This window comes from Affinundibacterium flavidum (genome assembly GCF_014284175.1).
In the GTDB taxonomy this organism is placed as follows: domain Bacteria; phylum Pseudomonadota; class Gammaproteobacteria; order Burkholderiales; family Burkholderiaceae_D; genus Undibacterium; species Undibacterium flavidum.
The window spans coordinates 141,776-156,787 of record NZ_JACOGA010000008.1 but is presented as its reverse complement, the minus strand read 5'-3'; the positions used below and the strand labels follow the sequence as shown (position 1 = coordinate 156,787).

General features: G+C 46.6%; 11 protein-coding genes. 6 read left to right on the top strand and 5 right to left on the bottom strand.

Annotated elements, in window-relative coordinates; all coding sequences use genetic code 11:
* The first annotated feature begins 205 nt into the window (after window positions 1-205).
* Both H8K55_RS10045 and H8K55_RS10040 read left to right on the top strand, forming a co-directional pair.
* On the top strand, window positions 206-1,099 hold the full coding sequence (locus H8K55_RS10045) for an ABC transporter ATP-binding protein (protein ID WP_186942040.1): 894 nt from the start codon (window positions 206-208) through the stop codon (window positions 1,097-1,099).
* A gap of 34 nt (window positions 1,100-1,133) precedes the next feature.
* Window positions 1,134-4,724: an ABC transporter permease/M1 family aminopeptidase gene (locus H8K55_RS10040; RefSeq protein ID WP_186941962.1), complete on the top strand. Its 3,591-nt coding sequence runs from the start codon at window positions 1,134-1,136 to the stop codon at window positions 4,722-4,724.
* A 130-nt stretch (window positions 4,725-4,854) separates the two neighbouring features.
* Here the strand turns inward: H8K55_RS10040 and H8K55_RS10035 are convergent, their stop codons facing one another.
* Both H8K55_RS10035 and H8K55_RS10030 read right to left on the bottom strand, forming a co-directional pair.
* Window positions 4,855-5,346: a GNAT family N-acetyltransferase gene (locus tag H8K55_RS10035; protein WP_186941961.1), complete on the bottom strand. Its 492-nt coding sequence runs from the start codon at window positions 5,344-5,346 to the stop codon at window positions 4,855-4,857.
* Window positions 5,347-5,525: 179 nt separating this feature from the next.
* Entirely contained in the window at window positions 5,526-6,038 is a 513-nt protein-coding gene (locus H8K55_RS10030) for a peptidylprolyl isomerase (RefSeq protein ID WP_186941960.1), read from the bottom strand.
* 519 nt (window positions 6,039-6,557) lie between these two features.
* Between H8K55_RS10030 and H8K55_RS10025 the strand changes: the two genes are divergently transcribed.
* From H8K55_RS10025 to H8K55_RS10015, 3 genes are all read left to right on the top strand, one after another.
* Window positions 6,558-7,940, top strand: coding sequence for a DUF3422 family protein (locus H8K55_RS10025; protein ID WP_186941959.1), 1,383 nt, complete (start codon window positions 6,558-6,560; stop codon window positions 7,938-7,940).
* A 208-nt stretch (window positions 7,941-8,148) separates the two neighbouring features.
* Window positions 8,149-9,084 carry a histone deacetylase family protein gene (locus H8K55_RS10020; RefSeq protein WP_186942039.1) on the top strand — a complete coding sequence of 312 codons (936 nt, stop codon included), beginning with the start codon at window positions 8,149-8,151 and terminating at the stop codon, window positions 9,082-9,084.
* Window positions 9,085-9,144: 60 nt separating this feature from the next.
* Window positions 9,145-11,823 (top strand): bifunctional acetate--CoA ligase family protein/GNAT family N-acetyltransferase, encoded by a 2,679-nt coding sequence (locus tag H8K55_RS10015; protein ID WP_186941958.1) that lies wholly within the window; start codon window positions 9,145-9,147, stop codon window positions 11,821-11,823.
* Window positions 11,824-11,848: 25 nt separating this feature from the next.
* Here H8K55_RS10015 and H8K55_RS10010 read toward each other — a convergent pair whose 3' ends face one another.
* The gene (locus H8K55_RS10010) at window positions 11,849-12,619 is read right to left on the bottom strand and encodes a helix-turn-helix domain-containing protein (RefSeq protein ID WP_186941957.1); all 771 of its coding nucleotides are present in this window, start codon (window positions 12,617-12,619) and stop codon (window positions 11,849-11,851) included.
* A 214-nt stretch (window positions 12,620-12,833) separates the two neighbouring features.
* Here H8K55_RS10010 and msrA point away from each other — a divergent pair, with 214 nt between their 5' ends.
* A complete protein-coding gene (gene msrA, locus H8K55_RS10005) occupies window positions 12,834-13,364 on the top strand; it encodes a peptide-methionine (S)-S-oxide reductase MsrA (protein WP_186941956.1) in 531 nt (176 codons plus the stop codon).
* A gap of 145 nt (window positions 13,365-13,509) precedes the next feature.
* Here msrA and pdxH read toward each other — a convergent pair whose 3' ends face one another.
* Together pdxH and H8K55_RS09995 are read right to left on the bottom strand one after the other, a co-directional pair.
* On the bottom strand, window positions 13,510-14,145 hold the full coding sequence (pdxH, locus tag H8K55_RS10000; RefSeq protein WP_186941955.1) for a pyridoxamine 5'-phosphate oxidase: 636 nt from the start codon (window positions 14,143-14,145) through the stop codon (window positions 13,510-13,512).
* 112 nt (window positions 14,146-14,257) lie between these two features.
* Window positions 14,258-14,794, bottom strand: coding sequence for a hemerythrin domain-containing protein (locus H8K55_RS09995; RefSeq protein WP_186941954.1), 537 nt, complete (start codon window positions 14,792-14,794; stop codon window positions 14,258-14,260).
* Window positions 14,795-15,012: the final 218 nt, after the last annotated feature.

The window sequence follows — 15,012 nt, the reverse complement described above, 5'->3', positions numbered from 1 at the left end:
TGACATGAACGTGGAACTACTTCATGGCAGATTTTCGTCTTTCATGTCGAAATTGATGCTTTTGGTCGCATGCCTGACTGAAATGCCTAATTGTCACGTATATTTCACGCTCTATGCAAAATCTATCGTGCGTGCTTTGTTTTTGTCTTCACGCAATTTCCATCTGGAAAATTATCAATACATATTAGAACAAGGGGATTTCATTATGCTGTCGATTAAAAATCTGAACAAAACCTACGCGAACGGTGTACACGCGACGAATAACGTCAATTTAGAAATCCCAAATGGTTTGTTTGGCTTGCTAGGCCCCAATGGTGCAGGAAAGTCTTCCTTAATGCGCACGATTGCGACCTTGCAAGAACCAGATACTGGCTCAATTCATTTTAACGGCTTAGATGTATTGAAAAATAAGGAAGAGCTGCGCCGTCAGTTAGGTTATTTGCCGCAAGATTTTGGCGTCTACCCTAAAGTTTCAGCGGAAGATTTACTCAACCATTTTGCCGTATTGAAAGGCATTACGAATAAAGCAGATCGTAAGCAATCTGTGGAAGCTTTGTTACGTCAGACGAATTTGTGGGAAGCACGCAAGCGTGCCTTAGGAACTTATTCTGGCGGTATGCGTCAGCGCTTCGGTATCGCTCAGGCTTTGTTGGGATCACCCAAACTGGTGATTGTGGATGAGCCGACCGCCGGTCTTGATCCTGATGAGCGTAATCGTTTTCTAAATTTGTTGTCAGAAATTGGTGAACAAGTCGTCGTGATTTTGTCTACACATATTGTTGCAGACGTAACCGATCTGTGTCCACGTATGGCGATGATTGCAAAAGGGCAGGTATTGGTGCAAGGCGAACCGCAGGCGGCGATTGAACTATTGCAAAACAAAGTCTGGCGTTGCAGCGTCAGTAAAGAAGCACTACCTAGTTATCAAGAAAAATTCACCGTATTGACCACGCGTCTGGTCGGCGGTAAACCGCAAATCAACGTGTATTCAGAAACCCAACCGGATGAGGGCTTCCGTCAAGTCGCGGCCGATTTAGAAGACGTCTATTTCCTGCAATTGCGCAAATCACAAAATAACGCTCCAGCGCTGGCTGTCTAAGCAATTAACTAATTAATTATTTGAGGAGAGCGCTATGTGGTTAGAATTTTTTAAATTTGATTTACGTTTTCAACTCAAGCAGCCCCTGTTGTGGGTAATCGCTTTGATCTTCGGTGCTTTGGCTTTCGGTGCTGCCAGTAGTGATGCGATTACCGTCGGTGGCGCGGTCGGCAATGTCAATCGCAATGCGCCTACGGTGATTGCACAATTTCTCGGTGTGTTTAGTGTTTTGTCGATGTTTGTGGTCACCATCTTCATCGCCGGTGCGGTCTTGCGTGATGTAGAGATCGGGATTTCTGACATGCTGTTCGCAACGCCGATGCGCAAACACGACTACTTAATCGGACGATTTTTGGCGGGTTTGGTCGCTTGTCTGGTGATATTTTTGTTTGTGATCTTTGGTCTGTTAATTGGGCCACACATGCCCTGGGTCGATACAGCCCGTGTTGGCGCTTTTTCACTGCAGCCATTTGTGTGGGGATTGACAGTATTTGTGATTCCCAACTTACTTTTCATTGGTGCATTGTTGATGCTGTTGGCAGCGACCACGCGTTCTATGATGATGGTGTATGTCGGAGTCATAGGATTTTTTGTGTTGTGGGTCGTCGCTGGTTCGTTCACGCGTGACATCAATAATGAATGGATCGCCGTCTTATTAGACCCGTTCGGTTTGCGCGCGTTTGGGCGTATGACACGCTACTTTTCTACTGCTGAATCGAATTCCATCTTGCCGGCGTTGAACAGTTACTTATTGGTTAATCGTGTTTTGTGGACAGCGATAGGATTAGTCTTAGTGGCGATGACCTTGGTGTTATTCAAACCACAGCGGGCGGGCACAGGACGTCGTTGGTTTGGTAAAGCGAAAGTGATCGCGAACGCCGAAGCCGCTGCGCCACAATTAGCCAAAGTCAGTTTGCCACAAGTTCAGCAAAGTGCTGGCAGTGCAACCGCATGGAAGCAATTTTTGGATATTTTGACATTTGATGCAAAAGCCGTCTTTAAGAGCGTGCCTTTTCTGGTCATGTTGTTGTTTGGCCTGGTGAATTTTATCGGTAGTGCGAGTCAGTCTGGCGTGATGTTTGGCACCACCGTGTATCCGGTGACGACGAATATGTTGACGATATTGGCAGGCAGTTTCAATTTCATGTTGATTATTATCGTGACGTTTTATGCAGGCGAACTCATCTTTAAAGAACGTCAGGTCAAAATTGCCGATGTTGTTGATGCGATGCCAGTGCCGAATTGGGTTCCTTTGTTAGCTAAATCAGCTGCTTTAATCGCGGTGATTTTGAGTTTCCTCGGCGCTGGTGCGGTCGCAGGTATGTTGGTGCAGTTGTTTAAAGGCGGTGCTCCGATAGAATTGACTCTGTATGTGAAAGGTGTGTTGTTGGGTTCCAGTGGATTTATTTTGCTCGGTTTGCTGGCCTTGGTCTTGCAGGTTTTGACGAATAATAAATTCATCGGCTACTTGATGATGATCTTGCTGCTGATCTCACAAATTGTGTTCGGCACTTTGGATCTTGATCACAATCTTTACAACTTCGCTGGGACTTCCTCTACGCCTTATTCAGACATGAATGGCTATGGTCATTTCTTAACTGGATGGTCGTGGTTCACACTGTACTGGACTTGTTTAACCGTCGCTTTGCTGATACTGGCGCAAGCATTTTGGGTACGCGGTTTGTCGCAAGAGTGGCGAGTTCGTGTGCGTCTTGCTCTGGCTAAATTGAATAGCACAACTGGCGTTGCTTTTGCGATGAGCTTGATCGCATTCGTGGTGACGGGTGGCTGGATTTTTTACAACACCAATGTCTTGAATCAGTACCAGACCAAAACCGCATCCTTGGATGAAAATGCTGAGTACGAAAAGATGTACAAGCAATATAAAAATTTGCCACATCCGCGATTAACGGATGTACAAGCCAATGTTGATATCTTTCCAGAGCAACGTAAGCTTGTGATCAACGGACATTATGTGCTGAAAAATAAATCCGCCTTAGCGCAAGATACTTTACGGATTCAAGTGAATACGCGCGTAAAAACGGAGTGGAAAAATTTGCCTGCACATACTGTCGTACTGGACGATAAGAAACTCGGATTTAGTATCTTGAAGTTGCAGCAAGCGTTGGCGACAGGGACAAGTCTGAATCTGGATTTTGTGACGATCGTCGAAAATCCTGGCTTTACGAATAGTGGCGCAGAAAATACCGTCAATTGGAACGGCACTTTCTTCAATAACCGTGAATTTTTCCCGCAATTTGGCTATGCCGCTGACGCTGAATTACGTGATCGTAATGAGCGCAGAAAACGTGGCTTAGGTGAACCACAACGTATGCCGAAATTGGAAGACGAGTCAGCGCGTGCGTATCACGCTTTGGGCAGCGAAGCGGATTGGATTAATTTCGATACGACGATTTCTACCAGTGCAGATCAAATCGCAATGGCTCCAGGGTATTTGCAAAAATCTTGGGAAGAAAATGGACGTCGTTATTTCCACTACAAAATGGATAGACCGATGATGCCGTTCTTTGCTTTCTTGTCCGCTCGCTGGGAAGTGAAGAAAGGCGACTGGAAAGGTTTGCCGATTGAAATTTATTACGACAAGAAGCATTCCTATAATATTGATCGCATGATAGAAAGCACCAAGAAATCTTTGGATTATTTCACTGCCAATTTCACGCCCTATCAACATCAGCAAGTCAGGATTTTGGAATTTCCGCGTTACGCTAGTTTTGCGCAATCGTTTGCGAACACGATTCCGTATTCAGAAGCCATAGGCTTTATTGCTGATCTGCGTGACAAAGACGATATCGATTATGTGTTCTATGTCACTGCACATGAAATGGCACATCAATGGTGGGGGCATCAAGTGATCGGTGCCAACATGCAAGGGTCGACTGTATTGATGGAGTCCTTAGCACAATACTTTGCCTTGATGGTAATGGAGAAGGAATACGGTCGTGAAAAAATGCGTCGTTTCTTGAAGTATGAATTGGACGGTTATTTGCGTGGACGTGGTGGTGAATTGATAGAGGAACAGCCGCTAGCACGGGTTGAAGGACAGCAATATATTCACTATCAAAAAGGTAGTTTGATTTTCTATCGCCTGCGCGATGAAATTGGCGAAGAGGCTTTGAATCGTGCGCTAAAACGCTTCTTGGAAGATAAAGCCTACCAGCAAGCACCGTACACGACGACCAATGAACTGTTAGCTTATATCCGTGCTGAAGCGCCGCAAGACAAGCATGCTTTGATCGCTGATATGTTCGAGAAAATTGTGTTCTACGACAATCGCGTGACAGAAGCAAAAGCGGTGAAGCGTGCCGATGGACAGTGGGATGTGACGATGAAATTGCATCTGGCAAAAATCGAAGTCGATGGCAAAGGCAAAGAGACGCCGCGTCACTATGATGAAGCCGTCGAGATCGCGATTTTCTCACGTGCACAAGGTGCTAAAGAAAAGGATGAAAAAGTTTTGTTTATCGAAAAACGTCAGTTACAAGGGAATGATCCTAGTGTGACTATCACAGTGAAAGACAAGCCATTTGAAGTCGGCGTTGATCCTTATAATAAGATGATTGACAGGGTTTCTAAAGATAATCGTAAGGAAGTCAGCGTCGATTAGTACGAGAAACGTCATACATAAAAAAGACCGTCAAATGCATTGTATTGGCGGTCTTTTTTCTTGGCCTGTCGGCTTGTCCGAGTTTTTGAATTTGCGCTTACGTTGTGCTTATTTTGAACTTATTTTGTGCTTACTCAGTCAACCATTTATACATGACCAATGCATCGACATCGTCTAGTAGTGGGTGACGGAAAGCACGAGGCAAACGTCCTACTGTTTCAAATCCTAATTTAGTCCAGAGTCGCACTGCGACTTCGTTGCTAGAAACGACAAAATTGAATTGCATTGCACGATATCCTAGTGTCACTGCAAGTGCCTGTGAATGTTCACACATCAGGCGAGCCAGGCCGCGACCACGTGCTTCGGGGCTGACCATGTAACCGCAATTACAAACATGGTCGCCGCTACCGGTTTGATTGGTTTTGATGAAATAGCTGCCCAAAATTTTGCCGTCTTCTTCGGCGACCAAGGTCTGCCTAGGCGTGTTCATCCAGAGTTGTTTGGCTTGCTCTTTGTTTGTGTCGCGTGGATAGGTATAAGTCTCGCCAGCAGCGACAACGGCACGGAAAATTGGCCAGATTTGCTCGAAGTCTTCAGAAGTGGCTGTACGGATTTGTATCATGGTGAACTGAAGCTAAGTTGGAGCGACGTTGAAATTAAGTTGAAACTAAGTTGAAGCTAAATTAGTAACGACGGTCACAAAGTTTGTAGCGAAGAAATCAGTGCACGCACAGAGTAGGAGTGCACTGATTATTGACGTCAGTTTAAGAACACGGCTGACTGATGAAACTCAGATAGAAATTAAGCGCGGGAATCCAATACTTCATTCCATTTTGCGACCAATTCTGCTTGCTGCGCCAACAATTCAGTCGTATCGCCTTCTATCGTCAATTTTTCAATCACATCGCCACGTACGATGCTATTGACGACTTTTTGATCTTCCGCGCTGACCACTACGCCGAATACAGTGTGTTTACCGTTCAAATGCGGAGTAGGACCGTGGGTGATAAAGAATTGGCTGCCATTCGTACCAGGGCCTGCATTTGCCATTGACAGAATACCGGCCTTATCGTGACGCAATTCGCTGGTGCATTCGTCTTTAAAACGATAGCCTGGGCCGCCCATACCAGAACCATCTGGGCAACCGCCTTGGATCATGAAATCATTGATGACGCGGTGAAAATTCAAACCATCGTAGTAGCCGTGCTGTGCCAGATTGACGAAGCTGGCGCAAGTGACTGGCGTTTGATCGGCAAACAGATTTAAGTTGATCGTACCTTTGCTAGTTTGCATGATGGCTTTGAGTTGAGTCATAGTGTCCTCTGGGATGGAAGTTGTATTATGTAAAGTTGGGCGGACGTGATGTCTGACCCGGAAAACCTGCATTTTACCATTTCAGACCTTGGCGTACTCGATTTGACGAAGGTACCTCCCTGACACGGCAAGGCGCTGCCACTCTATCTGCCGCAGCTTTTTAGTAGTTTTTAGTGGTTTTTTAGCAATTTCTTTTATTAGTAGGACTTACACAAAATTGCGCTGACTAGAGCCTGCCCTCGAATGCTTAAATCGGGGGCGCGGAGCCGAAGACAGTACATTTGTACGGCGAGGCGAACGCAACGACGTCAGCGTCTGTTTTACGTAAGTTCTAATCAATACCAGTTGGCAACTTCTTTGTTACAATCAGTCTCAGGCTCATCAAGGCCACAATGGTGATTAGAGGTTCTCATAAAGACAGCTACGGGGCAGTTTTCCGTTAGCAGGCACCAGTATCGAATTTGCTTTGTTGATTTGCAAATTGTTTTCACTGTTCGTTTTGCTCATTCATTTGCCACTATGTCTATACACTTCTTTCAACTTAATCATCCCGCCCGAGTTCCTTTAGCCGCTGAGATTCATTCACGCCCGTTTCTGAGTTTGAATGCACCAGAATTACTGTCGCATCTGGCGGTGTATCACGAAACCCCCACTGAATCCGCCAGCACCACGCAGGAGCAACAGCATGCATTGTTACTCGCCTTATGCAGTCATTTTGGGGTGAGTGCACCGGCCTTGGAGGCGAAATATTTTTATTTCGATTTCGGACCATTTCGTCTGAAATGGGAATGCCATACCGAATTTGCGACCTATACTTTTGCCCAACATCCTGAAGCTGAATTCAATCTGGAACAAGCTTTAAATCGTATGCCGATCACGCGTATTCCCGAAGCCTGGTTATATCGACTACAGGGTAAATTGCTGGTGGCGGCGCATTTGGTGTTGGACAATCGCCCTTTGTCTGCTAACGAATTCGGGCTTGAGGTGCAAAGCCTGTTTAAGGGACATGCTTTGGCGGGAAGCAAGGTGATGCAGGGCGGTGAATTTTGGTCGGATTTTGTTGTGCATGCGGATGGTTTTAGTCGTTTTGTGATCCGCGATGTCGATATGCGGGCACAGCAGGCAGGGCGTTTGGCACAGCGGATTTTAGAAATTGAAACCTATCGCATGATGGCTTTGCTGGGTTTGCCCGTAGCACAGCGCACGACGCCGCAATTGAATGCGATAGAAAGTGAATTAGTGGATTTAGCTGGTGCAATGGTTGCGGCCGATCACGCCTTGAATGAAACGCAGTTGGATCAAGAAAACGATGCGGAGCGCCATCTGCTAGAAAAAATTACGCATCTAGCCGCACGCATAGAAAAACTGTCATTAGAAAACAATTACCGCTTCTCCGCCTCGAAAGCCTACATAGGCTTAGTTCATGCACGCATAGAAGAATTACGCGAACAAAGGGTAGAAGGCTTACCCATGGTGGCGGAATTTATGGATAGACGTTTAACGCCTGCGATGAATACTTGTGACGCGGTCGCCAATCGTCAGGAAGCGCTAGCACGCCGGATTGCCAATTCAAATGATTTATTACGCACCCGGGTTGGTATTGTGCAGGAAATGCAAAATCGCCAAATCCTACAATCTTTGAATGCCCGCGCCGCTCAACAATTACATCTGCAACAGGCCGTCGAAGGTTTGTCGGTCGCTGCGATTTCTTACTATGTGATCGGGCTGTTTGGCTATGTCGCCAAGGCCGCCAAAGAATTCGGTTGGCTTGCGCACACCGAAAGCGCGATAGGGATAGCTGTGCCAGTGGTCTTAGCAGGCGTCTGGTTGGGTTTGCGACGTATGCACGGTAGTTTGCATGCCAAGCGTATAGAAAAAGAGCACGGAAAAGTTATCGCCTAAGCTTTAGCCTATGCCTTAGCTTTTAAGACTCTTAATTTCTAAAATTCTTCTCCTCTAAAAAGCGTCCTTGCCATGGATTTTGTCGAAAACATCGTCAAAATCCAGTATCTTGCCTTTGATACAGCGCAAACCTCGCAGGCTATTGCTTTACTGCAAGCGGGCATCAGTCTAGAATCATTTGATCCTTCCTTGATCTGGAGCCATGACCTTGTTAGCCGCTTATATTACGCATACAGATTGCCAAAAACACGATATGGGTAATCATCATCCCGAATGCCCTGAGCGTTTGGGCGCGGTCAATGATCAACTCTTGATGAAGGGCTTGCTCGATTATATGGAGCAATTGGATGCACCTTTGGCGACGCGAGAGCAATTGGCGCGCGCCCATAGCACCAGTTATCTGGACGAATTTGCTGAAATTGCGCAACAAGTGCCAGAAGGCAGGCATGTGCAAATCGATCCCGATACCAATATCAATGAATTCTCGTATCAGGCCGCTTTACGTGCCGCTGGTGCTGCGGTGCTGGCTTCGAATTTGGTCGCCAGCGGGCAAGCACCAGTCGCGTTTTGCAATATCCGCCCACCGGGTCATCATGCAGAACGCAGCAATGCCGGTGGCTTCTGTTTTTTTAATAATGTCGTGGTGGGTATCCGTCATGCACTGGCTCAACACGGTATAGAGCGCATCGCTCTGATTGATTTTGACGTGCATCATGGCAACGGCAGTGAAGATATCTTGTTTGATGATCCGCGGGTTTTGATGTGTTCGATTTTTGAAAAAAACCTTTACCCTTTTTGTGGTGACGTGCCTATGGGCGCGAATATGGTAAATGTCGGTTTGCCGACCCGATCTGGGAGTGATGCGTTTCGTCAAGCGGTGAGTGAAGTGTGGATGCCTGCACTGGAAAAATTTCAACCTGAGATGATCTTCATTTCCGCTGGATTTGACGCGCATCGTGAAGACGATATGGGCAACCTCGCGTTGGTGGAGGCGGACTATGAGTGGGTCACTAAGCAGATCGTGCAACTCGCCCAGCGCTATGCGCAAGGTCGGATAGTTTCCTGTCTTGAAGGTGGTTACGACTTGTCTTCACTAGGGCGCAGTGCCGCTGCACATGTGCGTGTTTTGATTGGTGCTGATTAGTCCGGTCTTAGTTTAGTCCCTGTCTTAGTTTCATCTTTATTTTTCTACCTTGAGAACACTATGAACAAGCATTATCTGAACTCTTTGTTTTCTCCCCGTTCGGTGGTGGTCTTCGCCGGTGACTTGAATGCGCCTGCTCTACAGACACCGGTCACACGGGTGTTTTTGCAACATTTAGAAAATAAGGAATTTCAGGGTAGCGTGACCTATCTCGATAGCCGCGTTAAAGGCACGCTCGGTGATCTCGCAACATCACGTGCCGATCTGGCGATCTTGGCTTTGCCGAATGAAGAATTAGCAGCCGCCTTGGAAGTGGTCGGGCGCATACAGTGTCGCGCTGCTTTGATTTTATCTATAGGCGTCGATGCGAATCAGGCTAAGAATTTGCACAAGATCGCTAAGCAACATGGGATTTCTTTACTCGGCCCCAATAGCTTGGGATTTCAAAGACCCAAAGCCCATTTGAATGCTAGCGCTTTGGGCAAGTTAGCGCAACCGGGAGCGCTCGCGGTGGTATCGCAATCGGGTGCCATTACCAGTTCGATTTTGGATTGGGCGGCTAAAAATGGAGTCGGATTTTCCGCAGTGGTGTCGCTAGGTGTGAATACTGCGGTCGATTTGGCACAGGTTTTAGATTTTCTGGCGGACGATGCGGCAACACAAACCATCGTCGTATATATCGAAGGCATTAAAAATGCACGGCGCTTTATGAGCTCATTGCGTGCCGCCGCTAATTCCAAACCTGTGATTGTATTAAAGTCAGGACGTAAGCCTGCTGGATCAAAAGCTGCCTTAACGCACTCTGGAAATATCGTCGGTAGCGATGCGATTTTTGATGCCGCCTTGCAGCGTGCTGGCGCTGTACGTGTGCATTCTATGGTGCAGCTATTCGCTGCAGCGAAGTGTTTGTCAGCGCGTTACTTACCTGTTGGACGTCGCTTAGCGATCATTTCAAACGGTGGTGGTCCAGCGGTGTTGGCGGCAGATTTTGTCAATGAAGTTAATTTAGAAATGGCGCAGTTGCCAGCCGATGTGGTGAAGGATTTGTACAAAAAAATCTCACCGTATGCAGCGTTGGAAGAATTGATCGATTTGTCGCAAGACGCGAATGCTGAGCATTATCGTGCCGCTGTCACTGCTTGCGCACATTGTAGTCAGGTCGATGGCATCTTGGTGATCTTGTCGCCAATTGCCGGTGTTGATACAGGTGCGATTGCGCAAGTCTTGGCTGATTTGCAGGCCACTGTGGGTAAGCCTTTAATCAGTTGCTGGATGGGCGATGAAAAAGTCACTGCCGCACGCACTATTTTGTTCAAGGCTGGCATTCCTAGTTTCCGCACACCAGAAGCTGCAGTGGATGCGTTTAATCATGTGTCGCTGTTTCATCGTAATCAGCAATTGTTGCGTCAAGTACCTCCACCACTATCGCAATTAGCCAAACCTGATCTGGAAGGTGCGCGGATTTTGATAGAAAGTGTATTAGCAGAGCGGCGCAAAGTATTGACTGAAATGGAGTCGAAAGCCTTGCTGTCGGCATTCCATATTCCCGTTACCAAAACCATGTTGGCGCGTAGTTCGACCGAAGCGATGTTGGTTGCGAATCAGCTCGGTTATCCGGTTGCACTAAAAATTGATTCGGCCGACATTTCGCATAAATCGGATGTGCAAGGTGTTTTGTTGAATGTGACAAATGCGACGGGAGTACGTGATGGCTGGCAAGACATGTTGCAAAGAGTAGGGCAACTCCGTCCCGATGCCAAAATGAACGGTGTCACTGTGCAGAATATGTCGGGCAAACCAGAAGGACGCGAATTATTTATCGGTGTTTCTACTGACGAACTTTTTGGCCCCGTGATTTCTTTTGGTGCAGGTGGCGTGATGATAGAGTTGATCGCCGATCGTGCGATTGAACTTCCACCTCTCAATCAATTTTTAGCACATCGCTTGATTGATAGAGTGCGTTGCGCAGAAATGCTAGGACATTGGCGTGGCACGCCGCCCATCCATAGAGAAGCTTTGGAGCAAATCCTATTGCGGGTATCTGAGATGGTCTGCGCCTTGCCACAGTTGCGCGAGATGGATATTAATCCGCTCATTGTCGATCAATATGGCGCATTGGCGGTTGATGCCCGCGTGGTGGTGGATCATTCGCCAGCAGAACCTGGCAATTATGAACATCTGGCAATTTCGCCTTATCCATCTGATAAAGAAACCGAATGGCCATTGCGCGATGGCCGTATGTATGTGGTTCGACCTTTGCACCCACATGATGCCGAAATGTTGCAAGACTTAGTACGTCGTTTGTCGCCCGAGAGTCGCTATTTCCGCTTCGTGTCATCGATGCGTGAATTATCCGAGCGCATGCTGGCGAAATTTACCTTGATTGATTACGACAGAGAGATGGCTTTGGTCGCAATTTATACCGAGCGCCAGCCGCAGGGCGATGGCAGTTTTATTGAGACTGAACGTATCATCGGTGTATCACGTTATGTGACTAATCCTGATAAGAGTACCTGTGAATTTTCTTTATTGATTGCCGATGATTTTGCGGGGCAGGGCTTGGGTACTCGCCTGATGCAATCGATTATTGATGTCGCCAGGAATCGCGGCCTGGCCTATATCGAAGGCCTGGTACTGACGAATAATTCGAATATGCTCAGGCTCATGCGCAGTCTGGAATTCGATGTCAAACCTTACCCAGAAGATCCTGATTTCCGACTTTGCATAAAAGCGCTGTAGCGTACTGATAAGTTTTTATGGCAAACTATTTTTTGCTTTTGCGTGCATAGTAATGCTGTATATATTCGGGTCTGACCAAGGCTTGGAAATAATTCGGAATCCAAGGGCGCGCCGACAGCATAAAACTCATCCTGTGTCTTTCTTCAAACGGCAGCGTCGCATCTAAACGATGTTGATCTGAAATGTCGCGCGCCAGTTGGCGTAAGCGCGTTAAAAATATTGCGCTAGATTGTTTCGATAACATCACGCTGACAAATTGCATCATGTCGTGCTTGCCATCAAAATTCGCATTCAGGTAATCGGCAAAGGATTCACGTCTATGAAATTTCTGGATAGGGCCATTCGGAATCCAACGGAAAATACGTGACAACAAGAGCTTAATTCTATTATTTGGCATTAGCTCTAAAATTCCTAAATGATCAAGGCGTACCAGATAAGCGATCACCTCTGCTTCACTTATTGCATAAATATCGACGATTTGCTGCAAGCTCAAATAATTCATGGCCGAGACCGCAACTATGAATTTTTTGGGGTCGCTGATGAGTTCTTCTTCTTGCTCATAGCTTAGTTCATCGATCAGAGACTCTTCATAACTGCGCGCGGTCAGTTCATGCAAACTGATTTGTGCTGCATCCAGAATTTGATCAAGCCTGTGCAAGCTCAAATTTTTGGACGCAAACATGCGTTTAATGCTTGATTCTGAGACTTCAATTTTTTGTGCCAATTCATGATAAGTGATGTGGCGGGATTTGAGTTCGCGTTTAAGTACATCAATTAAGGCTGAGGCTTTAGTCATATGCTTTGATCATATTTGAGTAGGCTTGCAGAAAAGTATCGAAAAATGATACAGCAAGGTACGAATTCTGCAACTTTTTGATTAGAGATTGTCGGATTTCGAGACCTCCGCGGATAATGCTCAGGCTTTCTTGAAGGTAATTGACTCAATCTGATTTGAGCATGCCGTGGATGGCAAAAATTCGCAAAACAAATTTTGACTTGAGGATGGCAACATGGCCTTGGAAACGGTAACAATCGGTGGTGGTCGTTTTTGGGATCTGGCAGCAGTGTTCCAACATTTGCGTGGCGTGAGAGCCGTTACCTGTGGCTATGCTGGCGGACATAGTGACAATCCCAGTTATGAAACCGTGTGCAGTGGTGACACCGGGCACGCTGAAGTCGTCAGAATCGAGTTTGACAACGAGGTGTTGTCATTTGATAGCTTGCTGGAAGTTTTCTTCAAAGTGCATGATCCGTATGCCCCGGCAAGTGTGAACGGGCAGCAAGTATCTCCATTGCGTTCGGTGATTTTCTTCCACTCGCAAGAGCAACGTCAAATCGCACAGGAAATTTCCAAGCGGATTAGCCGTGCCAACAAATTTGTGATCATGACGGAAATTATGGCATGCACGCCTTTCTTCCCAGCTGAGAGTGCGCATCAAAATTTCTATAAGAATCATAAAGAAGATACCTACTGCCAAGAATTCATCTTGCCGAAAATTATGCGTTCACGCGAAATTTTTAAACGTCGCTTGGCAGCTTAGTTTTCTTCACAGCATCTTACCTCGCACGGTACTTCGCTCAGTATTTCGCTCCAACCGTCTCGCACATGTAAAAAAAGGTTTAGTCGCCAACGCTACTAAACCTTTTCCTTTTCTCTTTCTCAACGGGGAACCGTTTTGATTCTCTTTACGGCTGCAAGCGTGAGATCACCCAGGTGTCGTCGGCTTGCCTTGTGTAGGCGATTCTGTCATGCAGGCGCGAGCTACGGCCTTGCCAAAATTCAATAAAGTCTGGCACTAAACGATAGCCACCCCAATGTTCTGGACGCGGCGGATGATCGCCATATTGCGCGACGACTTCGGCTAGTTTGTCTTCTAATTGCTGGCGATTTGCAACCGGTTGACTTTGTGCAGATGCGCAAGCACTTTGACGACTACCTAAAGGGCGGCTGTGAAAATATTTATCATTGTCTTCTTCTGAAACTTTGTGAATACGGCCTTCAATACGTACCTGACGTTCGAGCGCAGTCCAGAAAAATAAGAGAGCGGCATGTCGGTTTTGCGATAACTCTAGTCCTTTGCGACTGTCGTAGTTCGTGAACCAAGAAAATCCTCGGTGATCAAATTCCTTAATTAAGACGATGCGCGAAGAAGGTCTTCCTTCGGCGTTTACCGTGGATAGACTCATGGCATTCGCTTCTGCGACTTCGGCTTTTAAGGCTTGTTCAAACCAGTGCGAAAACTGTGTAATCGGGTCATGTGCAACATCGGTTTCAGCGAGACTGGCGAGTTGATAATCTTTTCTGAGGCTGGCGATAGACATACATCTTCCTTGAAATTTAATCGGCAACTTCGTAAAGAACGAAGTGTGCAACTAGTTTGAAAATTGATTTTTTTGCGTAGTAAGAATAAAGATAGCGTGATATTTACCTGACTTAGAGAGCATTAATGCCACGTCTTGCCTGCATCGCTAGTCCCAGTTTGTGCATCTGAGCGGGATTAAATAAACGCATTGCCATCGGTGCAATCTGGGTTTCTTCAATCTGCATGTGTTCTTGATACAGCGCTTGAAATTGGCTGACATCCTCACTACTGAGCGCGGCCGAACTACCATCCGCGATTCTACTTAATTGCGCTTCCAGACGGCGCCATTGATCCGCCATTTGCCCATGTTGTTGCAGTATTTTAGGCAGTGTCGCTGCTAGCAAGTCAGCATCGGCATCGGTTGCGGTGCGCTGGAGTTCAGGCAGCAAATCGATTTCCTCATCATCATGATGCAAGGGCGCTGCATTTTGGAAGTATTTCAATACTGCTAGTACCGCTTTTTGAGCTTCGGCATCAGCACCATTTTTTTGCAAATGCGGTAGTAGTTTTTCTAAGGTAGCGAGTTGCTTGCGGATGCGGTCATGGCAATGTTTGAGAACTGCCAGAGGCTGATCGAAGCCGGGAGCGCTTGCAAATAGGATATCCATGGTTGCTTAATTCTCAGAGTTTGTTGAGGAAGTACCGAGGGTTGGTACGAAAAGAAAATTATCCCCCATTCTAGGGATTTGCGCAGAATTCTTGAGGGCGCTTCTTGCGTGAAATCAAGGCACCAATGCTAATTTGACCCGAAGCTTGTAAAATGACGGCAATTTTGCACAATCTGCGCTATCAGTCTGAACTATCATCCTGCGCTGTCTTTTTTATA